At 41.2% G+C, this 21,731-nt stretch carries 26 protein-coding genes and 1 riboswitch; of the genes, 6 read left to right on the top strand and 20 right to left on the bottom strand.

The genetic code is table 11. The features are described 5' to 3' along the window. Positions 1–52: 52 nt before the first annotated feature. A complete protein-coding gene (locus tag AM506_RS01300) occupies positions 53–931 on the bottom strand; it encodes a LysR family transcriptional regulator (RefSeq protein WP_060670030.1) in 879 nt (292 codons plus the stop codon). A gap of 108 nt (positions 932–1,039) precedes the next feature. On the opposite strand from AM506_RS01300, the gene AM506_RS01305 reads away from it, so the two are divergent. After that, complete coding sequence (locus AM506_RS01305; protein ID WP_060670032.1) at positions 1,040–1,765, top strand: sulfite exporter TauE/SafE family protein; 726 nt, start codon at positions 1,040–1,042, stop codon at positions 1,763–1,765. A 125-nt stretch (positions 1,766–1,890) separates the two neighbouring features. Here the strand turns inward: AM506_RS01305 and cbpB are convergent, their stop codons facing one another. After that, complete coding sequence (cbpB, locus tag AM506_RS01310) at positions 1,891–2,331, bottom strand: cyclic-di-AMP-binding protein CbpB (RefSeq protein ID WP_060670034.1); 441 nt, start codon at positions 2,329–2,331, stop codon at positions 1,891–1,893. A gap of 154 nt (positions 2,332–2,485) precedes the next feature. Further along, a complete protein-coding gene (locus AM506_RS01315; RefSeq protein ID WP_034756109.1) occupies positions 2,486–2,731 on the bottom strand; it encodes a YkuJ family protein in 246 nt (81 codons plus the stop codon). A gap of 155 nt (positions 2,732–2,886) precedes the next feature. Here AM506_RS01315 and AM506_RS01320 point away from each other — a divergent pair, with 155 nt between their 5' ends. Beyond that, on the top strand, positions 2,887–3,843 hold the full coding sequence (locus AM506_RS01320; RefSeq protein WP_060670036.1) for an MBL fold metallo-hydrolase: 957 nt from the start codon (positions 2,887–2,889) through the stop codon (positions 3,841–3,843). Beyond that, a complete protein-coding gene (locus AM506_RS01325; protein ID WP_060670038.1) occupies positions 3,840–4,073 on the top strand; it encodes a glutaredoxin domain-containing protein in 234 nt (77 codons plus the stop codon). The genes AM506_RS01320 and AM506_RS01325 overlap by 4 nt, the downstream gene beginning before the upstream one ends. Before the next feature lie 72 nt (positions 4,074–4,145). Here AM506_RS01325 and AM506_RS01330 read toward each other — a convergent pair whose 3' ends face one another. The 6 genes from AM506_RS01330 to AM506_RS01355 form a co-directional block, all read right to left on the bottom strand. Further along, a complete protein-coding gene (locus AM506_RS01330) occupies positions 4,146–4,649 on the bottom strand; it encodes a DUF3993 domain-containing protein (protein ID WP_060670040.1) in 504 nt (167 codons plus the stop codon). A 214-nt stretch (positions 4,650–4,863) separates the two neighbouring features. Next, positions 4,864–5,103, bottom strand: coding sequence for a hypothetical protein (locus AM506_RS01335; protein ID WP_235576015.1), 240 nt, complete (start codon positions 5,101–5,103; stop codon positions 4,864–4,866). An 81-nt stretch (positions 5,104–5,184) separates the two neighbouring features. Next, complete coding sequence (locus AM506_RS01340; protein ID WP_060670042.1) at positions 5,185–6,408, bottom strand: EAL domain-containing protein; 1,224 nt, start codon at positions 6,406–6,408, stop codon at positions 5,185–5,187. 160 nt (positions 6,409–6,568) lie between these two features. After that, positions 6,569–7,336 (bottom strand): 2,4-dienoyl-CoA reductase, encoded by a 768-nt coding sequence (gene fadH / locus AM506_RS01345; RefSeq protein ID WP_060670044.1) that lies wholly within the window; start codon positions 7,334–7,336, stop codon positions 6,569–6,571. Positions 7,337–7,469: 133 nt separating this feature from the next. Further along, on the bottom strand, positions 7,470–7,688 hold the full coding sequence (locus tag AM506_RS01350) for a hypothetical protein (protein ID WP_060670046.1): 219 nt from the start codon (positions 7,686–7,688) through the stop codon (positions 7,470–7,472). A 167-nt stretch (positions 7,689–7,855) separates the two neighbouring features. After that, complete coding sequence (locus AM506_RS01355; protein WP_082386189.1) at positions 7,856–9,955, bottom strand: sensor domain-containing protein; 2,100 nt, start codon at positions 9,953–9,955, stop codon at positions 7,856–7,858. Positions 9,956–10,621: 666 nt separating this feature from the next. Between AM506_RS01355 and AM506_RS01360 the strand changes: the two genes are divergently transcribed. Next, complete coding sequence (locus AM506_RS01360) at positions 10,622–11,089, top strand: YkyB family protein (protein WP_060670048.1); 468 nt, start codon at positions 10,622–10,624, stop codon at positions 11,087–11,089. Between the two features lie 78 nt (positions 11,090–11,167). Here the strand turns inward: AM506_RS01360 and AM506_RS01365 are convergent, their stop codons facing one another. Then, entirely contained in the window at positions 11,168–12,088 is a 921-nt protein-coding gene (locus tag AM506_RS01365; protein ID WP_060670050.1) for a chemotaxis protein, read from the bottom strand. Positions 12,089–12,205: 117 nt separating this feature from the next. Between AM506_RS01365 and AM506_RS01370 the strand changes: the two genes are divergently transcribed. Beyond that, complete coding sequence (locus tag AM506_RS01370) at positions 12,206–12,403, top strand: hypothetical protein (protein WP_060670052.1); 198 nt, start codon at positions 12,206–12,208, stop codon at positions 12,401–12,403. A 59-nt stretch (positions 12,404–12,462) separates the two neighbouring features. Here the strand turns inward: AM506_RS01370 and queE are convergent, their stop codons facing one another. From queE to corA, 4 genes are all read right to left on the bottom strand, one after another. Then, a complete protein-coding gene (gene queE, locus AM506_RS01375) occupies positions 12,463–13,185 on the bottom strand; it encodes a 7-carboxy-7-deazaguanine synthase QueE (RefSeq protein WP_060670054.1) in 723 nt (240 codons plus the stop codon). Beyond that, positions 13,182–13,616, bottom strand: coding sequence for a 6-carboxytetrahydropterin synthase QueD (queD, locus tag AM506_RS01380; RefSeq protein WP_060670056.1), 435 nt, complete (start codon positions 13,614–13,616; stop codon positions 13,182–13,184). Before queD ends, queE begins: the two co-directional genes overlap by 4 nt. Further along, positions 13,613–14,278, bottom strand: a complete 666-nt coding sequence (queC, locus tag AM506_RS01385) for a 7-cyano-7-deazaguanine synthase QueC (protein ID WP_060670058.1) — start codon at positions 14,276–14,278, stop codon at positions 13,613–13,615. The genes queD and queC overlap by 4 nt, the downstream gene beginning before the upstream one ends. Positions 14,279–14,402: 124 nt before the next feature. Further along, a riboswitch (PreQ1 riboswitch) is annotated at positions 14,403–14,447 on the bottom strand. A gap of 118 nt (positions 14,448–14,565) precedes the next feature. Next, a complete protein-coding gene (gene corA, locus AM506_RS01390; protein WP_060670060.1) occupies positions 14,566–15,561 on the bottom strand; it encodes a magnesium/cobalt transporter CorA in 996 nt (331 codons plus the stop codon). A gap of 130 nt (positions 15,562–15,691) precedes the next feature. Between corA and AM506_RS01395 the strand changes: the two genes are divergently transcribed. After that, complete coding sequence (locus AM506_RS01395) at positions 15,692–16,843, top strand: aminotransferase A (RefSeq protein WP_060670062.1); 1,152 nt, start codon at positions 15,692–15,694, stop codon at positions 16,841–16,843. A gap of 43 nt (positions 16,844–16,886) precedes the next feature. Here the strand turns inward: AM506_RS01395 and AM506_RS22920 are convergent, their stop codons facing one another. From AM506_RS22920 to AM506_RS01425, 6 genes are all read right to left on the bottom strand, one after another. Further along, complete coding sequence (locus tag AM506_RS22920; RefSeq protein WP_200908399.1) at positions 16,887–17,063, bottom strand: hypothetical protein; 177 nt, start codon at positions 17,061–17,063, stop codon at positions 16,887–16,889. Between the two features lie 575 nt (positions 17,064–17,638). Then, positions 17,639–19,360: a phosphoenolpyruvate--protein phosphotransferase gene (gene ptsP / locus AM506_RS01405; RefSeq protein ID WP_060670066.1), complete on the bottom strand. Its 1,722-nt coding sequence runs from the start codon at positions 19,358–19,360 to the stop codon at positions 17,639–17,641. After that, positions 19,360–19,626 carry a phosphocarrier protein HPr gene (locus tag AM506_RS01410; RefSeq protein WP_034756145.1) on the bottom strand — a complete coding sequence of 89 codons (267 nt, stop codon included), beginning with the start codon at positions 19,624–19,626 and terminating at the stop codon, positions 19,360–19,362. The genes ptsP and AM506_RS01410 overlap by 1 nt, the downstream gene beginning before the upstream one ends. 317 nt (positions 19,627–19,943) lie before the next feature. After that, on the bottom strand, positions 19,944–20,201 hold the full coding sequence (locus tag AM506_RS01415; protein ID WP_060670068.1) for a hypothetical protein: 258 nt from the start codon (positions 20,199–20,201) through the stop codon (positions 19,944–19,946). A gap of 73 nt (positions 20,202–20,274) precedes the next feature. Next, complete coding sequence (locus tag AM506_RS01420) at positions 20,275–21,057, bottom strand: ABC transporter permease (protein WP_060670070.1); 783 nt, start codon at positions 21,055–21,057, stop codon at positions 20,275–20,277. A gap of 18 nt (positions 21,058–21,075) precedes the next feature. Then, positions 21,076–21,690, bottom strand: coding sequence for an ABC transporter ATP-binding protein (locus tag AM506_RS01425; protein WP_235576016.1), 615 nt, complete (start codon positions 21,688–21,690; stop codon positions 21,076–21,078). Between the last annotated feature and the right edge of the window lie 41 nt (positions 21,691–21,731).

The following is a 21,731-nucleotide window of genomic DNA, read 5'->3' on the forward strand; positions in this document are numbered from 1 at the left end:
TTGAATTACTTTATCAGATTAAAGGGTGGAAGACAACCCATAAGGTTGAATCCTATGAGTTTTCATGGATGAATTCGTTTACAACTTCCACAAATGCTTCCACCTGCCGTAATTGAAAGGCAGACTCGTAACCAAGTAACCATGTATCACGATGGATGAGTGAATCATGCTCATCGATGAGGGGGATTTTATAAATATTTTCTTCCATGCCGTCCAACGTGATGGCTGGCAGGATGGCATAGCCGATTCCGTTTAAAGTCATCTGCTTACACGTTTCAATTTGATCCACCACAATCGTCCGCCTGGGCGTGGTCTGGAATTGGCGATGCCACCAGTCTTGTATTTCCTGATAATAATTCGAATCACTTTTAAATTGGATAAAGGGACGATCCGTTTTCATGACTTCCTCTATGGATTGGATTTCTCTATCCACCAAGTACAGTGTATCCTGAAATAAATGGTGTTTCGGCCCTTTCCAATCCGGTGTGCCCCGGATGATCCCGATATGCACTTCGTCTTCATAGATAGCTTTAAGAATTTCACTGCTCCATCCGGTCATCAAAGAAATCTTCGCATGTGGATAGGTTTCCACAAAGCGCTTAAGAACCTTCGGAAGCCAATTCTGCCCTACGATCGAGGCACAGGCAATTTTCAACGTTCCGTGAACTTCAAACTCAAGGGCCTGGATCCTCTCCCTCACACTTTCTTCCTTCTGCAGCATCTCATCTGCAAGTTTCACGACAAGTTCTCCAGCCGGAGTCAGTGAAAGGCCTTTTTGGGAACGGATGAATAATTTCGTCCCCCATTCCTTTTCAATGGTCTGGAGTCTCTGGGACAAAGCTGGCTGAGATACAAATAACCGTTCAGCCGCTTTTCTCATATTCATTTCCTGGGCAAGTACATGGAGCAGCTGATATTCCGAAAATGCCATTGTGTTCACCTTCATAAGTTTTTCTTATATTATATCTTAAATTATATAAAATTTCATTATTAGCTGAATTCGAATACACTGAGAGTAGACAGAAAAGAGGTGTGACAAATGGAAGTGATATTATTTTTCACAGGTGTGATTGTGGCCCTTATAGGTACGCTGGCTGGAAGCGGCGGCCTGATCGGTATGCCCGTCATGCTTCTGTTGGGGTTACCGATTCATACAGCGATTGCAACAGCTAAATTTTCGAATATTATCAGTTCATTTTCGAGTTTCACTTATCTTTTGAGGGACCGGAAAGTCACATGGAAGGAATGTTTGCCCATCCTTCCCATTGCACTCGCAGGTGGGCTGACAGGGGCCTTTCTATCGGATAAGATCCCACCTTCCCTCCTTGAATGGATGGCTTTCTTCTTCCTTCTCTTTGCCCTGGCATTAAGCCTTCTAAAGGGATTCAAGCCAAAGGAAAGGACACAGAAACACTACAGAGTCTACGGGCTTCTGTATTTCATCAGTACGTACGACGGATTATTCGGACCAGGGCAGGCAACTATGCTAATGTACACACATTTATTTCATGGACTGTCGTATTTAAAATCGGTGGCCCTTACCCGTTTTCAAACGTTTGTCAGTTGTTTAGGGGCATTCACTGTCTATTTTCACAATGGTCATGTTGAGTGGGGTGTCGCCGTTCCATTTGCATTGGGTGCACTCATAGGAGCTCAGTTGGCCGTAAGACTGGCATCAAGGCTCTCTATGAAACACCTCGGGATGCTTTTAAACATTTTGACGTTCATTCTCATCCTGCAGCTCGGGAAGAACCTGTTGTTTTAAGGATTGGGCGATAGAACAGGACAGCAATAAAGCTGAAGGGTTTATCTTATCTAATGAAAGAACAAAGAGGATGACAAATGTGCCATCCTCTAAAATTTTTTCAGTATGTAACTGCTATAAAGGATTTAATCCCTTCTAAACAGCTGTCGTTGAAGCTGCTTTAACACGACTCTTCTTGTCATGATCCCTTCAAAATAGCCATCGTCGGACACCACGCATAAGAATGGGTGGTCGACTAATAATTCCAAAGCCTTCTTGAAATCTGCTTGTAAAGAGATAATCGGAAAATCTGTTGTCATGACTTCCTCTACCTTTTTTGCTTCAAGTTTTTCAAACTCAAAACGTTCGAGACCCAGAATCGAATCGGTAATTAAACTTGAACTGATCAACCCTTGGAAACGGAACGTTGGATCAAGGACAGGGATGGCTGAGTAACCGCTCTTTGTGAGTAATAGTAACGCATGCTCCAGGGAATTCCCCATTTGAACATGAGCGACCTTCTCAGAAGGAATAATGAAATCCTTAATATTCGTTTCTAATAACTCCTTGCTACTCAATGAAATCATGTATAACCCCTCATTTAATCAATAAGAATTTGCGTGACGCTTACAGACAAAAGAAACTGACACCATCCATTTTAACACATTGGAAGAAAAATGTATGTTAAAACGATTGGTTAAAAGACTAAAAAAGATAACCGGATGGTTACCTTTTGAGTGTTTAATCTTGTTGGGCTTCCTGTAGAAGTTCGAAAATTTCAATGGCTGTAATGTCTATGTTATCAAAAGGAAAGCTGTTTCCTTTTTCATTCATTACTTCAATCTCGAATGTATCCTGCTTGGGAAGATACTTCACCTCACAGATTTTCTTACCATTGTATTCAAAAAATCGTTGTTGAGTTTCCCCTTGTTCACCTTGCTCTTGTAATGATTTTAATCTTTGTATAATTCCAAGAAGCTGAGACATAATCACTCTCTCCTTTCCTGATCTAATTCTTGGTCATAGCTTTTGCATTGTACCAGATTCTATCCTGTGAAATCTAATGTTTTGTCCTTTTTCCGCTTAAATTCCTTTATAATGAAAGGTGATTACTATCTTCTCTCAATGAAAGGATTGATTCGATGAGTATTTACCGTATTGATTCCCGAATATCATTAGTTGATCTAATGGATTTATCCTTAAAGGAACGTACAGGCAGTTATATAATAAACGAAGAGGCACTGACCATAATCGAAACATCCGCCAGTCCTTCTATCCCTCATCTAAAAAAAGGTCTCTCTAAGTTAAACATTAATCCTGAAGATATTCAATACATAATTTTAACCCATATCCATCTTGATCATGCTGGAGGCGCAGGTCTTTTTCTAAAAGAGTGCCCTAATGCGAGTATCATAGTCCACCCGAAAGGAAAGCGTCATCTCACCGATCCCACGCGATTGATTTCAGGGGCCAGAGCGGTTTACGGTAAAAAATTCGATGAACTATTCGATCCGATTGTACCGATTCCTGAAGAGAGAATCCTCGTGATGGCCCATGAAGAAAAGCTGAGACTCAGTGATACGTGCACGCTAACGTTTTATCATACCCCGGGACACGCCGATCATCACCTCAGCATCTTGGATTCCACTTCAAACGGGATGTTCACAGGCGATACGTGTGGGATTCAATACACCATAGGGTCGAAGCGTTTTTATTTCCCTTCCACCTCTCCCAATCAATTTGATCCTGAGAAAATGAAGGATTCCATTCGCCTGTATAGAAGTCTTCATCTCGACCGGTTGTATTTTGGTCATTACGGCGTAAGCGAGGAAGTGTCTTTTGCCCTTACCGAAGTAGAAAAATGGCTGGATTTACTCGTAAAAAAGAGTGAGGAACAATACTCCTCCAGTGTTACAATAGAGGAGAACGTAAGAACCATCACCTCCCTGCTAATCGAACTTACAGGAAGGGAATTGGCTCAAAAAGGGATCGATCCAAACAACCCTATTTACTCATTGTTGGAGTTGGATATGAACGTTTCTGCAATGGGGATCGTAGATTATTTCATAAAACAACAAAAAGGTGACCGTTCATCATGAAGGAAGTCACACTGTACTCTCAACCCGAATGCCCACCCTGTGAAGTGGTCAAAATGTTCTTGAAAGAACATAATGTGAACTATAAAGAAATCAACATAAAAAAAGATGAGCAGGCAAGAAACTATCTTATCAATCAATTGAATTCGTACTCCACCCCTACCGTCACCATTGATTCGGAAGTAATTTCAGGCTTCAACCTGGAAGCCCTGTCTGCTGCCTTAAACAAATAATTCATTTCATTAAAAAGGTGGCCCCGGGATGCTTTTCATTTCCTCAAAGCATCCCGGGGCCACCTTACCCTATCAGTGTGATCGTTGAACTGTTTCCGGTAATTCATACGTGATCGAGGAAACCTTCCATGTTCCTTCTTCTTCACTCAACACCACGGCTTCGATGCCGTTTATGCTGGAAACAGGTCCTTCCTCTTCTTTTGTTCTTTCTTCCCAGACATACCATTTCCCATCTATGTATTGTGCCTTGGTCGAATCATCATAATGAAAATATGGTACATAGTGCGAGGCGAAATCAGAGCCGAATGTTATGTACCCACCGTCTACCTCATATACGTTTTCACTCATAAAACCTGCTGTAAGGCTACTTGTAAGATACTTTGACAGCTTATCCTCAATTTGATTCTTCGGTTGTGGTTTTTCACTCAAGGATACTTGAGTTTGAAAAGCTTCCTTAACAAGGGATAATGCATTCTCCTTCGTGAACCCGGATGCCTGTATTTGACTGGCTTGTCCACAAGCTGCTGTTACGAGGACTAAAATGAAAAATAATAGCGATAATTTTTTCTTACCCATGTATTTTCACTCCTATTCTTAGTAGATGAAATTATTGTAGCAATAGAAAAATGTCGATGGGATACCATTCATTCGTTAAATCCTAACAATGACTGACATATTTTTTGGTTTGATTGTAAAATTCCCCCTGTCCGGTGCGCTCAAACACATATATTGTTGGTACATTTAACCAAAAAAGGATGCCGCATGATCTTCATGCAGCATCCTTCACTTATTATGATAAATAGCGTATCGACCAGTAAATGATGAATAATGTAATCAGAATGGTACCAATCAAAATGGATAAAAACACGGGATTACGGATGAATGGGTGCTCTTTCACGACGTCGGGAATGTCTGTGTCAAAGTCACCCTTCAACCGTTTTTCCTGCCCCGCCAGTCTAAAAGTATACACAAGTGAATAACCAGCAAGCGCCAAAACAATCAACGCAAGCACAATCATAAATATACTCAATACAGCCCCTCCTTACAAATTGTCCTTTAGAATAATTTGTCCCAACAGGAAGGTGCCTATTCTAGAAAAGGAGCTGGACACCTAAAAAAGCAAACCCTCTTCTTCAAATAAAAATTCATACGAGAGGTCCATGAAGAGATAAAGTCCATTTCCGAATGGATAGGAATACGTGCGGATGGACTCCCCTGAATCGATGTCACTATAAATATCGGAAAGCAAACCTTTTTTATCGATTCTCATCCGAATGATATTTTCCAGGAAGTACGGGCGCCAGCTCCAATTTTTTCCTTTGTACCTTGGTTCAATCTTCCATTTTTGATCGGTTTTCACGACATTACTCGTGACTTGGAATCCATTTTCATCGCAGATATATAACCGGAAGCATTTATCCGAAAAATGCCTGGCCAACTCAAATAAAAGATCATCGAACTCAAACGTCTGTTTCTTCAACGCCATCAATGTTTGACTGATTTCTTTATGCAGAACGTCAGCGAATTCATAGCCTGCTTCCAGATGTTTCTTTTCATAGCGGATATAGTCCTGGCATTTTTCTTTCAGCTTTTCTTTTAACAGATCCGGTTGGAGAAAGGAGTCGGAAGGATGCTTTAAATAAAAGCCCTGGTAATACCTGCCCCCATTCAGCCAGGCAAATTGGAGCTGGTAGTTGATTTCGATATTTTCGAACAACAGGGATGCCCCGATCTTTCTCGCCAGCATCGATAAGCTATATAAAATATCTTTATACACTTTATTCCCCGCATCATTACGAAGTTGATATAGATCCACTTTCAGTATATCCGGCGAATACTGTGATAGCCGATCCAATTGACCGCTGTTACCGCCGATATTATCGATGGCAATTTTTATTCCATATGTTTTGTAATAGAGGAGAAGATGGACCAATTGATCAAAGTCGCCTACAAACGTTTTTTCTGACAATTCGATCACTGTCCGGTTTAAGTCCAAACCCTTCTTTTCATATTCCAGAAGAAGCTCAAGGAAGGACTCTCCGTGATCGAGCATAAGTAACCTGGCATCCCGGTTCAAGAATATGTACCCCTCTTGTTTCTCTGCTGAAAATTTTTCCAGGGCAGACCGTGTGACCCGTTCATCGACCTCAATTTTATATTCATCGGGTATCTCATCGTCACCGAAGAATGGGCCAAGACTTTCGACTTCTTCATTCCCCATATCCATTCTTCCAAATACCTCGTAACCGATGATTTTATGTTCATCTGCACTGAAGATCGGTTGAAAGTACGGAATTACTTTCTCTATATTGGATAATATCTCTAATGCGTCCATTCAGCACTCCCCCACCATCACTCATATTTTTTTGCATAATTATAACACAACTATTCAGATGAATTAAAAAAGAAGAACCCAAAAAGCTTTCCCTTTCCTGTCACTTGAACAAGAAGGGGGAAAGCTTTTTAGGATGAGCGCTCTTTATGAACATGAGAGATCAAAATGGAAACGGGTTCAGCCATTGGCCTCCATCCATCGTGATGCATTCTCCATTAATATAGGCCGCTTTGTCAGAGGCAAGGAAAAAGGCAAGTCCTGCAATTTCTTCCGGTGTTCCCAAACGTTTTAATGGTACACTGTCGATGGCCCTTTTGGCAGCTTCTTCTGAGATCCACAGCTTCTCTGCTCCTCCGGTACGTTCGATAGGTCCCGGTGCAATCGCATTCGTGCGGATACCATACTTATGACCCCACTCAACGGCCAAGGTTCTTGTCAACGATAAAACACCCGCTTTAGCCGCTGCTGAATGAGCGACTCCAGCACCTGCATTCCAGGCATATGTTGCAACCATATTGATGATCGATCCCTTTTGATCATGTTCGATCCAATAGTTCCCGACAGCATGGGAACATAGGAATGTTCCATTCAAAACAATATCAATGACGGACTTCCACCCATTTGGAGTGAGCTTTTCTACAGGACATATAAAGTTTCCCGCTGCATTATTGATAAGAACATCAATTTTGCCGAATTTTTCTGCCGTAAACTCGACCATGGCCTTCACATGTTCCTGCTCCCTTACATCCATTTGAAAAACTTCAATTTTCCCTTTGAGAGATGAGAACTCCTCCTTCACAGATTGAAGCCTCTCCTCATTCCTCCCCGTGACAACGACACTTGCACCTGTTTCTACGAAGTGCTTTGCCATATATTTCCCCATACCATTCGAACCGCCTGTTACGATGACAACTTGTTCTTCTCCCATATGTAACTCCCCCTATTAATGAATGAATACTCACTCATATTTTACCATACAACAATACTCTGCAACCACGATTACCGTAAAAAAAAGACTGATTTTTAAGAAAATATCTTTTTCTTAAAAATCAGTCTTAGTGCTAACCATCCGGATTATTTACGATGAGCTCGTGTAATTGGGCAAGTGCTTTAATGATTGTCTTATTTCGCTTATATCCTTTTGCTTCAACTGAAACATCATTATATGAAACAACTACCTGACCTAAAGATCGAGGAGATTTAAATCCGTATACATACACTCTGATCGTTCCTCTTTCGGTAGGGAGAAAGAGGATTTCCATGCGTTTTGTCTTTTTCATAATCCCTCTCCTTCATAAAGCATTAGGAACCGTGATTCAATCGAATGGGGATCCTTCCCTTATCCTTCTATGAACCTATTACTCTCCTCACTTTAAAATAAGTCATAGGAATTACTCTGTCAAACATTTAAGGTGATACTCTGGATTATCTTTAAGACCTTATAGATTTACATGAGGACGAATTGCTGCTGCTCAATTTCTTTTGGCCCTATCGGCTTACTAAAAAAATACCCTTGAGCCTTCTGACAATTTGCCTTCTTCAAAAAGTCGACTTGACCCTCACGCTCCACTCCCTCTGCTATGACTTCAAGACCCAGACTGTGGGCAAGATGGATGATCGTTGTCGTGATAGCTGAGTCCTTATGATTCATCCCAATTTCCTTGACGAACGATTGATCGATCTTTAATACGTCAATGGGAAATCGCTTTAAATAATGAAGGGAAGAGTAACCCGTGCCGAAGTCGTCCACAGATATGAATACTCCAAGGTCTTTCAGTTTTTTCAGCATTTTCAAGGTTTGCTGGGTATCTTGCATAGCTCCCTCCGTAATTTCAATTTCTATGCAGTAAGCGGGGATACTATACGTGGATAAATAGAAGTCGATGGTTTCCACTAACTGCTCCTGCAAAAATTGCTTCGGGGAAATGTTGATGGCCACCCGCACCGACCTGTATCCCTTGACCCTCCACTTTTGTAACTGGATACAAACCTGCTCCAACACCCATTCGCCAATTTGATGAATCAGACCTGTTTCTTCAGCAAGCGGAATGAATTGGGCAGGTGACACGAATCCAAATTTACGATTATTCCAGCGAATCAAAGCTTCGAAACTGTCGATGCTTCCAGTCGATAAATTTACTTGTGGCTGATAATGGACATATAACTCTCCTTTTTCTATCGCTTTTCTCAAATGAGATTCCATAATGATATAGTTTGGAAAACTTGATTTCATATGGGTTTGGTAAAAACGATAATGTGCCCTTCCTTTTTCTTTCACCTCAAACAGAGCCTGGGCGGCTTTTTGAATGAGGGAATTGGAATCATAGCCGTCTGCGGGATAACGACTAATGCCGATGGAGGGGGATATATAAAATTCCTGACTGTCGATTGTAAAAGGGTCGATAAATAATGCAAGAATCTCTTTTGCTTTCGTCTTTGTAATTTCAAAGCTGCTATTTTTCAAGAGGAAGATGAATTCATCTCCACCTTGCCTGTACAGTAAGCAATCCTCATTGGTGAGAGTGATCAGTCGCTCTGTGATCCTTTTCAGAAAACGGTCGCCCCCCTTTAACCCCAATGTGTCATTCACAAATTTAAACCGGTCCAGATCCAGGTATAAAAGGGAAAGTTCTACTCCCCTTTCTTCCATATTGTGAATGATCAAAGGGATATGATCATCCAATGCCTTCCTGTTCCATATTCCCGTTAGTTGGTCATGAAGGGCCATATAATGGATCATTTCACTTTGTTCATGATGCTTGGTGATATCTTTCACGATGATATAACATCCGTCACATTTTTGGTTTACGACGATGGGGACCAATTTCAATTGGGTGATTCTTTCTTCGCTTCTTTCATTCAAAAAAAGACAATAATCTATGGAAGATGGATTCCCAGATAACGTTCGTATAAGGGCATCATCCAATACCTTGCGATTCTGAGCCTTCATTAAATCAAAGATATTCATGTTGGTGAGTGCCTCTTTTGAATATCCAGATAGTGAACATCCTGCTCTATTCGAATCCTTAATGATTCCTTGTGCATCCAACATAAAAATCGCGTCTAGATTATGTTCTATGATGGATTTGTATCGTTCCTTTGCTTTCTTCAATTTCATCTTTTCTTCTATTGAAGGCGTAATATCCCTTGTAATGGAAACGACATATTCCACTTGTCCACTTTCATTCGTAATTGGTGTCAGGATGGACTCATTCACTACTTGATTTCCATCCATTGCATTAAATGAGTCCTGATAGGTAATACTTTCACCAGTCTCCACTAATTCCGTATATCTCTTCTGTAAGTCGAGTGCCACTTCCAAAGGCATAACTTCCTCCAATAAGCGCCCCATATCCTCCTGTTGGATGGATGTGTACCTCTTAGCAGATTCATTGACATAGGCGTACCTGAAAATGTTCCCTTCTTCTACCTTCATAATGAAAATCATATCGTGTATATGGTCTAATATTAATTCCTTCAAGACTGTGTCGATACACTTCTGTGCTTGTGCTTGACTGATGGTGGTGGTAATATCTTTCCATTTCATGGATTCTTCATCCTTTTATGCTTATGTTTTTATCTGTATCATGCATCCTGATTCCATTTTACTAGTTCGCTCTTGATTTCCCTACATTACTGTAAGAATATTCGTTGTATTCCCCCGAAAGTGCACAGTATCAGCCCAATCTATAAGGGACAGGCGCACAGGTTGATCATGAACCATAGAATGATTAGAGAGAGGAGGTTTCTTTAATTATGTACCAATATGCATATTACCCACATCCAAGCTATTCGCCTTACAGAGGTGGCGATCAGCGTTTCTTCCCATTCTTTGGATTACCATTCTTAGCAGGAGGTTTAGCAGGATTGGCCATCAGTCCTTTGCTTTTCAACAGACCTTGCTATGGTTGCTACCCGCCTTATCCGCCTTACGGAGGGTATGCTTATCCCGGCTATCCACAACCCTATGGTGTCAACAGTTTCCAATCTTCACCGAATAACTTTACTGAGAATATTAATATATACCCCGGACGATAATCAGAGGGCTCGCCTAACCTTACATTGTTTAGGCAGAGCCTTCATTGCACTTCCTCTCAGTTCTCCCCACCGCACGTCCCTGAGACTTTAAACAATAAACTCCCCTCGGTAGCCTTTCCAATCATAGGGAAAGGGGGTATAATAGAGAAGAATACACTAGAAAGGAGCCAATAACTTGAGAAACACTAGTAAATCCACCCCTTCTTCCACATCTGTCATCACCCTCTCTCAAGCTATTTTCACTGTGAATCGTCATGCGAAAACAGCAGGTAACCCAAAATACTTATATTCATTAAAAAAACGAGCCTTAATAAAAATGATCAGGGAAGGCAAGGCCAAAAAAGTGGGACTTCACTTCTCTAAAAACCCTAAGAACAGTCAACAACAATCGGATGTCTTGATTGATTGCGGAGAATATACGTTTCATCTCCCTCCTGCAAAGGAAGATTTCAAAGAGCTTCCACATTTGGGATCCCTCGACCAAAGCCTGCGAAACCCGAAATGTAAAATGGGATTGCAACAGGCAAAAGGGATTCTGGAAAAGTATACAGGCATGTCAGATCATACCGATCAGATCCGAAAGACGGGAAAGAATCAATATCAAAAGCCTGTATTCAAAAAATTGGGCGACAGCTTCTTTTAATACCCACTGATTTTAGTACAGTAACGCATATATCCTCTAAAGGGTTTTGACAATTGTCAAAACCCTTTTATAGTGGGATTACAGAATATACTGATCGATTTTTAAAATAAGCTCAGCGATTTCGGGTTTGCTGATCTGATATTCCGCCCCTACCATCTCGCCTTTATGCTTTAAATCGTTTGTAATCAGAGATGAAAATATGATGACCGGGAGTGTATTAAGCTTCGGATGATTTTTGATTCTTTTGGTCAAATGATGTCCATCCATCTGTGGCATTTCAATGTCCGTCAGTACAAGATGTACGCTTTCTTTCACGTCCTGGTTTCCATCCACAATGGATTCTAAGTATTGAAATGCATCGGCACCATTTTCAAAGAACTCTACATCCTCATATCCCGCTTCTTTCAAGGTGTCGTTCAACAGCTTCCGAAGTAATGGGGAATCCTCAGCTGCAATTATTTTCTTGTTCCTTCTCTCTCTTGGACCTAATTTTTTCACTTGATCTACACGGATTCCTGTTTCAGGATTGATCTCGAGCATGATGCTCTCAAAATCCAAAAGAAGGATCATGGTGTCTTCCCGCTTGATCACCCCGATTATTCCCGAATGGACACCTGAATACATGTCTGAAGGTTTCTCGATTTGATTCCATGAAATGCGATGAATCTGAGTGACGTTATGAACATGAAAGATGACTTTCTGCTGATTGAATTCAGCTACAATATATTTTGACTTCGGTGTTTCTTCTTCTTCCACCCCAAGCACCCTGGCCATGTCAACGACCGGCAGCACTTCACCTCTTAATTGAACAAGTCCCTTCACATGGGGGTGTGAGTGGGGAATCGGTGTCACCGCAGCAGGCTGGATGATTTCCTTCACTTTTATGACATTAATCCCAAATTTATTGTTTTGAACCTCGAATTCAACGATTTCAAGTTCATTTGTACCGCTTTCGAGAAGTATTCCGTTTGATTGATTCAATGATTTTCGTCCTTCCATACATTATTGCCCTCCCTACTTATATCGAACAAACCAGGAACTTCTTTACATGCGGACAAGAAAAATAACTGACTAGTAATGAATTCCGGATCCATACTATGAACAGGAGGTGTTGTTATGAGGGATCGTAGAGGTTATGAAGATAGTGGCCTGCCTGATTTTGATGATATTACTGACCATATTCTGCCTGCACAGAACAATCTTCCCTTGATTGCTCTCGGGAAGAATTCAGAAGGCAAGGATGAACCGGATGAACTGTCTTATATTGAAGGACAAAAGCGCAGGAATGAGTCGGATGAAGATCCCCGACCTTGATTGGCTCGACACAATAGAAAAAAGCGATTGTATGGAAGTCCATCAATCGCTTTTCATTTCTATACCCCTCGCTTGTTCCCCCATACCAACGTATGGAGTTGAGGTAGCACACGAACATTATTTAAATCTGCTCTTTCACACACTTTATCTATAAGTGTTTCATAATCCAACAGCAAATCTGAAACGAGCTTGGCTGTGTCACCTTCTGTAACGGCAGGATTGCCTGTTTGGATATAAAACGGTACACCGGGGTAGCGATGATGGATGCGAGTGGCATATTCTAAATCGAAATCGTCAAACACCACCACTTTTAAACTGAACTGTGAACGATTCTCTTTTAATCGATGAACGATTTCATCAAGTTTCTCAAATTCCGTCACCATGCCTGAACTTGGAGGCTTGGGAGATATGGTCAGATCACTGATATCATAAAACCAATCCTGCCACCGGCTTCCCTGTGTTTCTAGGGCTGAATCTATCCCATTTTCTTTGAAAATGTCAATAAGTTCCTTCAAGCTGGCCAATAGAGCAGGATTCCCACCTGAAATCGTTACATGGGAGAATCGATCTCCTCCTATTTCAAGCAAGCGATGCCAAATATCCTGTGCTGTCATGAGCACGATATCTTCTTTGGCAGACCCATCCCACGTAAAGGCTGAGTCACACCAGGCACAGCTGTAATCACACCCGGCAGTCCTGACAAACATTGTTTTTTGGCCGATGACCATCCCTTCCCCTTGGATGGTTGGACCGAACACTTCCAGAACGGGAATTTTCTTCATGAGCGTTTCCCCTTTGGTCTGTAAATACAATAGCTGGTAGGAGTTTCCCTTAAAAATACTTGAAGACACTGTGGCCTGTGAGGAAGTGTGTCTAAATGATCCTGAATGATTTCCCACATCACCTTTGCCACCACTTCAGTTGTAGGAAATTCCATCCCTTTCTCAGAAGAAAACCTTTCATCCTGATTGATGATGGTATGATCAAATCGTTTATGGATCAGTTTTTTTATGTGCTGGAAATTAATAAGGAATCCAGAATCATCGAGTTGGTCTCCCCCAATCGTGATATTGGCGAAGTAAGTATGACCATGCACTTCCTGACAACTTCCCGCATCAGCATGTGGAATGTAATGGGCAGCTGCAAAATGCATATCTTTATTTAATTCAAATTCATAAGGATGGTCGGGAGTCGGATAGATCTGTTGAATCATAGACCCTCTCCTCCTTTTTTTTCATTTATATATTCATCTAATCCCTTTTGTCTAAGTTCACAAGCCGGGCATTCCCCGCACCCGCTCCCTTTCAACCCGTTATAACATGTAAGGGTATTTTCCTGAATATAATGGAACGCTCCTAATTCGTCGGCCATTTCCCACGTCTCTGCCTTATTGATCCACATAAGGGGAGTATGAATGACAAACTGTTCATCCATGGAAAGATTGAGGGAAACATTCAAGGATTTCACAAAAATATCCCGGCAGTCAGGATAGCCGCTAAAATCTGTTTCGCATACACCGGTCACGATATGTTTCGCCCCGATCTGCTTTGCCAGAATCCCGGCAAATGACAAGAATAATAGATTTCTTCCCGGAACAAAAGTAGAAGGCAATTCCCCTTCTTTTTGTGTGATTTCTTCATCCGTTCTTGTTAATGCACTTGGTGCCAGTTGATTCAATAAACTCATATCTAATACATGGTGAGGCACATTCAAATCCTCTGCAATCTCTCGTGCACAGTCCAGTTCCGCAACATGTCTCTGACCATAATTAAATGTCACTGCTTCTACTTCTTTAAATGCTTTCTTTGCCCAAAATAAACACGTTGTACTATCTTGACCTCCGCTGAATACGACTAACGCTTTCTCTGTGTTCATATATGGTTCTCCTTTCTTTTCTACAGGCTCTTTTGCCATGAAAAGAAGAAAGAGATTCTGTAAGACTCTATAATATCGGCAATACATTGCCACTAACAAAAAATAACGACACCTAAGGATGCCGTTTTCCTTAGTTTTTTATAGAGGGTTGTGCTAGAACCTCTCGGGAGTCGTCCTTCATCCCAATTCTTCTTCTATTGTCCTCAACCAATATAACGTTTTTTCATAAAAAAATCTACATTTCACTAACAATTTATTCAGAAATCACCGTAATAACAGCTGTCTGACTATTTTAAACGAAGGAGCCTTCTTCTCTTCCTTCTCTTTTTCGAGCCGAAACGCAGCCAGCCTATTTTCAAAAAGAAGCCAAACATGATCAGTGCGATGAGTCCCATGACCCCGAGGACGATGAAGTAAGCATTGGGCTCATCGAGTTCAGGCATGTTGACAAAGTTCATCCCATATAAACCTGCAATAAAGGTAAGGGGCATGAAAATCGTCGTGATGACTGTCAATGTCATCATGATGTTATTCATTTTATCGGAATTGATCGATAAATAATTATCACGTATATCCGATGAGAATTCGCGATAAGATTCAAGCATTTCAACAAGCTTTATCAAATGATCATATACGTCATTGAAATACAGCTGCTCTTCCTTCAGTGCATTCAATCTGCCCGAGTTACTGATGCGATACAATAGATCCCTCATCGGCACCAGGGTGCGACGGAGCTTTGACATATCATGTCGGATATCAAATAACTCATCCATTAGGTCACTGTCGGCTTCTTCATTCGTGTTGTCTTCAATCGTATTGAGGCGGTCTTCTATCTTATACACAAGGGGGAAGTAATCATCCACGAGCCGGTCAACGATTCTGTGCATGATTTTAAACGGGCTGAGCTGGGCCCCTTCTTCTTTCATTTCCTCCCATATTTGATTTAATGGACTGACAGGTTCTTTATGGAACGTAACAATAAATCTTGAATTCACAAACATATTCACCTCATGGGAATCAAGGGTTTTTGAATTGATTCCGTGCATGAGTACAAAGATGTATTGATTATAGAAATCGAGCTTGGGACGTTGACTGAAATCGTCCAAACAATCCTCGATCGCAAGGGGGTGAAATCGAAAATACAACTTAAGTAATCTGATGTCCTTGCTCGAAGGCTCAGAGAAATCCACCCAGTACCATTTTACATCTTTTTCTTTTATTCTTGATAAAGGAACATCACTTTGGATTTCCCCGTTTTCCATGATTATACTTGTTCGGATCATAAGGCTCTCCCTAACTGTCTTTTTTCATTTTTTATCCTTTCCCTTTTTCTCCTTCATTCAAACAAATCCCTGCGTAACCATTCAATTTAATGTTAAAATATGAATCAAACGATCAAAGTAGGTGTACATAGTGGAACAGCATATTAACCCCAGGGTCAGGGATATACAAATTTCTGGTATACGACGATTTTTCAACATGGTGTCAGACATTGACGATATGATCTCCCTTACCATCGGTCAACCTGACTTCCCTACCCCTCAACATATAAAAGAGGCAGGGAAAGCGGCCATTGATGGAGATTTCACTTCTTATACCCACAATGCTGGATATATCGAATTACGTGAAGCGGCTGCTTCATTCGTCAAAGAAAAATATCATGTGGACTATGACCCTGCAACAGAAGTCATAGTCACAAATGGTGCGTCCCAGGGAATCGATGTGATTCTTCGGACGATTCTTTGCCAGGGTGACGACTGTCTCCTTCCAGGGCCCGTATATCCCGGTTATGAACCCATCATCAAACTATGTGGTGCCAATCCGGTCCACATCGATATTACCCAGAATGAGTTTAAACTAGATGCAGCATTGATCGAGGGCAGCCTGACCCCTTCAACCAAATGCATCATCCTTCCTTACCCCTCGAACCCAACAGGGGTCAGCTTATCAAAGGAAGAACTGAAGGAAATTGCCGAAATACTCAAGAGCCGCGACATTTTTGTATTGGCTGATGAAATATATAGTGAACTTACCTTTGATGGTTCACATCATTCCATTGCAGAGTATTTAAGAGAGCAAACGATCATCGTGAATGGATTATCAAAGTCACATAGTATGACAGGTTGGCGGATCGGCCTGATTTTCGCTCCTGAAGCCATTTCAAAGCACCTATTGAAGGTACACCAATATAATGTGTCCTGCGCTTCGTCCATCTCCCAAAAAGCAGCTTATGAAGCTCTGACAGCCGGAAAAGATGATGCTATAGATATGAAGGAAGAGTATAAGAAACGAAGGGATTATGTATACGACAGACTTGTGGATATGGGATTTGAAGGAATCGTCAAACCCCACGGCGCCTTTTACTTTTTCGTGAAAATACCGGATAACATACTGTTAAGCTCATTTGATTTCTCCCTGGCCCTGGCCCAGGAGAAAAAGGTGGCTGTCGTTCCCGGGGACGCCTTTTCCCCACTTGGAGAAGGCTATTTCCGTCTATCTTACGCCTGTTCCATGGATCAACTGACAGAAGGACTCGACCGGCTTCAATCCTTCATCCAATCCTAATGAGAGGGACGGACCTTGCATCAAGGTCCGTCCCTCTTTATCATTACCCTTTATATTCACCATTGTTGTTAGGTGCTTTTTCTTTTTTCGCTTTGTCGTTGTGGATTTTATTGGTGGCTGCACTCCCGATTTCATGGGCAAATTCAGCATTGATCTTTGAAGAATCAAAGCCTTTTTTGTTTTTTTGCTGTGGATCATTTTTCTTTGTCCTTTTTGCCATTGATGATCTCCCCCTTTAATGATCTGCTAATCCATTTGAAAGATCAGCCTACTTATTATTCATCTTCACCTCAAGTCCTATTCAATGGACAAATTCCCAAAAAAAAGAACCAACACAGTTAACTGAGTTAGTTCAATAAAAAAAGGAAAAGGGGGTGTTAGTGAGAAATTAATCTCCAATTTCATGCTTAATTATAGAATACCCGCTTTTAAAGATGATAAACCATCTTTCTATTTTTTTAAAAAAAATTTTTTGTTTGCGGAACACCGCTCAATAATTATTTTATGGACCTTCCAAACACAACCGGTGCCCGAAAAAGTTATTTTAGTAAAACACTTTAAAAAAGCGCTTTCATACAGTATAATAAACAAGTGAATTCGGGAATGAAGTTTGAACGTGGTTTGTAAAATGGTAACCACTTGTATAATCCCCTTTTAAAAAGAAAAAGGGATTGAAAGAACCAAGCGTTCCTTCAATCCACAAGAAAGGGGGAAATGAGAATAAAAAGGCCCAAAGGGTGTGTGCCTTATTCTTCACAGATATATTACCCTCATTTCCATCATCTAAACCTAAATTTATTCCATTGATGTCGCTTTTTTCACTGCAGAAATAACCGAATCATTGGTGTCTAATTGAAGTGCCTGTTCAGCCAGTTCCTTCATTTCAGAACGATTCAACTGACGGATTTGAGACCGTGCCTTCAAAATGGACGTTGCACTCATTGAGAACTCATCCAAACCTAATCCAAGTAAGATCGGTACTGCAATCTCATCTCCAGCCATTTCTCCACACATGCCTGCCCATTTTCCTTCTTTATGAGCCGCATCGATCACCATTTTCACAAGACGTAAGATGGCAGGGTTATACGGTTGATATAAGTAGGAAACGCGCTCGTTCATGCGGTCGGCAGCCATTGTGTACTGAATAAGATCATTTGTCCCGATTGAGAAGAAATCAACTTCCTTGGCAAAGACATCCGCCATTACAGCAGTTGAAGGGATTTCCACCATGATCCCCACTTCAATGTGATCAGCTACTGTTGTCCCATTTTCAAGAAGGGCTTTTTTCTCTTCTTCCAGGATCGCTTTCGCTTCTCTGAACTCTTGAAGATTTGAAATCATCGGGAACATGATTTTCAAGTTTCCGAATGGACTTGCCTTCAATAACGCTCTAAGCTGGGTACGGAAGATATCCTGTTCATCTAAACAAAGACGGATTGCACGATACCCAAGGAAAGGGTTCATTTCTTTCGGCAGATTTAAGTAAGGAAGCTCTTTATCCCCACCGATGTCAAGGGTACGAACCACCACGGGTTTCCCTTCCATTCCTTCTAATACAGCCTTATAAGCTTCATATTGCTCTTCTTCTGACGGTAATTCGTCACGACCCATGTATAGGAATTCTGTACGATACAGTCCTACACCTTCTCCGCCGTGATTCTTTACCCCTTCAAGATCCTTTGGTGTCCCGATATTGGCAGCAAGTTCAACATGCTCCCCATCTTTAGAAACCGTAGGTTCGTCAACGAGCTTCGCCCATTCAGCCTTTTGCTCTTCATAACGGGCATGTTCTTTCTTGTACTCTTCGATGACTTCCGGTGTCGGATTAATATGTACTTCTCCATTTAATCCGTCAACGATGATCATGTCACCATTTTCAACAGAGGAAGTAATGGATTTCGTCCCCACTACAGCCGGTATCTCCATTGAACGGGCCATAATGGCCGAATGTGATGTTCTTCCACCGATATCTGTCGTAAATCCTTTAACGAATTCACGATTTAATTGTGCCGTGTCAGAAGGAGTTAAATCCTCTGCAATCACGATCACTTCTTCTGTTACCATGCTAGGGTTTGCAATCTGCACGCCCAGGAGGTGTGATAGGACACGCTTCGTCACGTCACGGATATCCGCAGCACGTTCCTTCATATACTCGTTATCCATGGATTCAAACATGGCTACGAACATATCCGCTGTTTCTTTAAGGGCGAATTCAGCGTTTACATTTTCTGATTTTACTTTGTCTTCGATAGGTGTCAGTAGTTCTGGATCGCTTAAGACAAGAAGATGCGCTTCAAAGATTTGAGCTTTGTCTTCCCCTAAATCAACTCTCGCTTTATCACGGATCGCTTCAAGCTCTGATTTAGATGTCGCAATGGCATCCCGGAAGCGTGAAACTTCCTGTTCTGCATTGTCTACGCTCTTCTTTTCAAAGCTCAGGTCAGGTTCGACTAAGCGATACGCTTTCGCGATGGCAATACCATTTGATGCCGCAATTCCTTTTAAGAGACTGGACATTACTCAGCTAAACCTTCTTTGTTCAATGTTTCCTGTAAGCTGTTTAACGCTTCTTCCTCGTCACTACCTTCAGTAATGATTGTGATTTCTGCACCTTTACCAACACCTAAAGACATAACACCCATGATTGATTTTAAGTTTACTTTCTTTTCTTTGTATTCTAGATGTACATCGCTGTCGAATTTGCTTGCCGTTTGAACCAGTAGAGTTGCCGGACGAGCATGAATTCCTGTTTCAGCTGTAACTGTAAATGTTTTTTGTGCCATGTGAATCGACTCCTTCAATTATCTTGTTTTTAGTTGCTTCATAAAAGTAATGGATTATGAATAAAACGTCAACTATTTCTAGTGATTAATCCAATATTCCTATAAAGCTGTTCAATAAAAAAGAATAGCATGCAATGAGCATATACACAATTGTAAAGCTTGATTTTTTTAGTATTTCATAAATTTGCCACTGTTATGAACCTAATTATGTAAAATTTGATGATTTATTTTAAAACACAAAGAAAAAACGACTTCTAAAGACCCCATATCTATTGGAGATGGAGCCTTTAGTATGAGTCAGTCTTTTCATTGTCATACTATTCTTTTTCAACCACTTCTGCCTTCATGAGGTTATAGCCGATCTTTGCTTTTATGACCGTCCCTTTCAATGTCATTTCATGATCTTCGGAGATATTTGAGTATACATTTACCAAGTCACAAATACATCGGGAGAATAATTCTGACAGCTGCTTTAATTCTTGTACACTATACTTCCTGTCTTCTTTCATCAGTTCTTCCATCACATCGATGGCAAGGCTTTTAACCCGAAGTGCCTGCTCTATTTCGTATTTCAAATTGAACCCTCCCCTTCCTATCATTCTTTCTCTAGCATATGCCGAGGAAACTAGATTAGAACGGGAAAAACTATCAAATATTCAATTGGGCATCCTTTGTAAATAGCCGCTTATATGCCATTAAAATAAATAGGACGACAGTCAATGCAACGCTTCCGACAATGCCTAACAGAATGGCAATTTGATATTCAATGGCCACCAGGGGGCTAACTCCTGAAAGAATTTGCCCTGTCATCATTCCAGGCAGAAAAATGATGCCCATCCCAAGCATATTATTTAGAGTGGGGAGGATGGCAGAATCAAATGCGTTATCCAAATAGGTCTTAGAGGCAGCTTTAGGGGTTGCCCCCAGCATCAATGCACCTTCTACTTTTTCTCTCTGATCTATCAATCCCCCGAGTAGGGTATTGATTCCAAGTGTTATGCCCGTCATCGCGTTCCCCACAATCATCCCTGCAATCGGAATGAAGTATCTTGGTTCATACCATGGGGAGAAGTGGATGACGACCATATTGAAATAAATCAAGCTGATCAGGGTTCCTGCGCATAAAGATAAGGCTGTAATCCCTTTCAGCTTTTGATCCATTTCATACTTGACCTGCTTGAATATATTCCTGATAGCAAAAGCTTCCATTACGACTATGATGCTCAAGGTAAGCCAAGGGCTCGGATGATCAAAAATATACGTTAGGATATATCCAGCGATTATCAGTTGAATGGTCATCCGGAATGAAGCGAGTATGATTTGTTTTTCCCTGGAGATCCCCCTCCATTTCACGATGAATAACAAGAGAAGAACAAAGACATACGCTGCAATAAATCTCCATAATTCTATATCGATAATTCCTTTTTCCAATGACAAACTCTCCTTTTGCTATTTTGAAATCGTAATGATTTCTTCTCCGTATTGTTTGGCCACATTTGTCGAATGGGTAACCATGATGATGGTCCCTCCATGCCCTTTTACACATGTAATAAAGCTTTTCATCACTTCGATCTCTGTTTCTTCGTCAAGAGCCGACGTGGGTTCATCCAATAAATAGACAGCAGGTTTCATGGCTAACACCCTGCCGAGGGATAATCGCTGGCGTTCGCCGCCAGACAGCTGTTCAGCAGGAGCATCCAATGGTTTATCCAGCTTGACAATGGTCAATATCTTCAATAGTTCCTCCCGGTTTGCCAGGTGCTTTTCTGAAAAGACAAGTCCTTTCTGAAGATTTTCTTCCACTGTTTCTCCAAAAAGAAGAGGTGTTTGAGAAATCATGACCGCTTCTCTCCTATGCTCCACCGGATCCACCTTATTCAAGGAATTCCCTTTATAACGGATATGACCGCTATCTGGTATATTCATTTTATTCAACAATTTTAATAGAGTAGATTTTCCGGCACCGCTTTCCCCTACAAGGCAGGTCGTCTGGTGCTCAGAAATGTCCATCTCCTTAATTTGTAATATATCTTTATAATGCACATCTCTTAATTCATACAACATACACGATTCCTCCTCTCCTCTATCATACCCCACCGAACAGA

Origin of the sequence: Rossellomorea vietnamensis, from assembly GCF_001305855.1 — a bacterium.
In the GTDB taxonomy this organism is placed as follows: Bacteria; Bacillota; Bacilli; order Bacillales; family Bacillaceae_B; genus Rossellomorea; species Rossellomorea vietnamensis_A.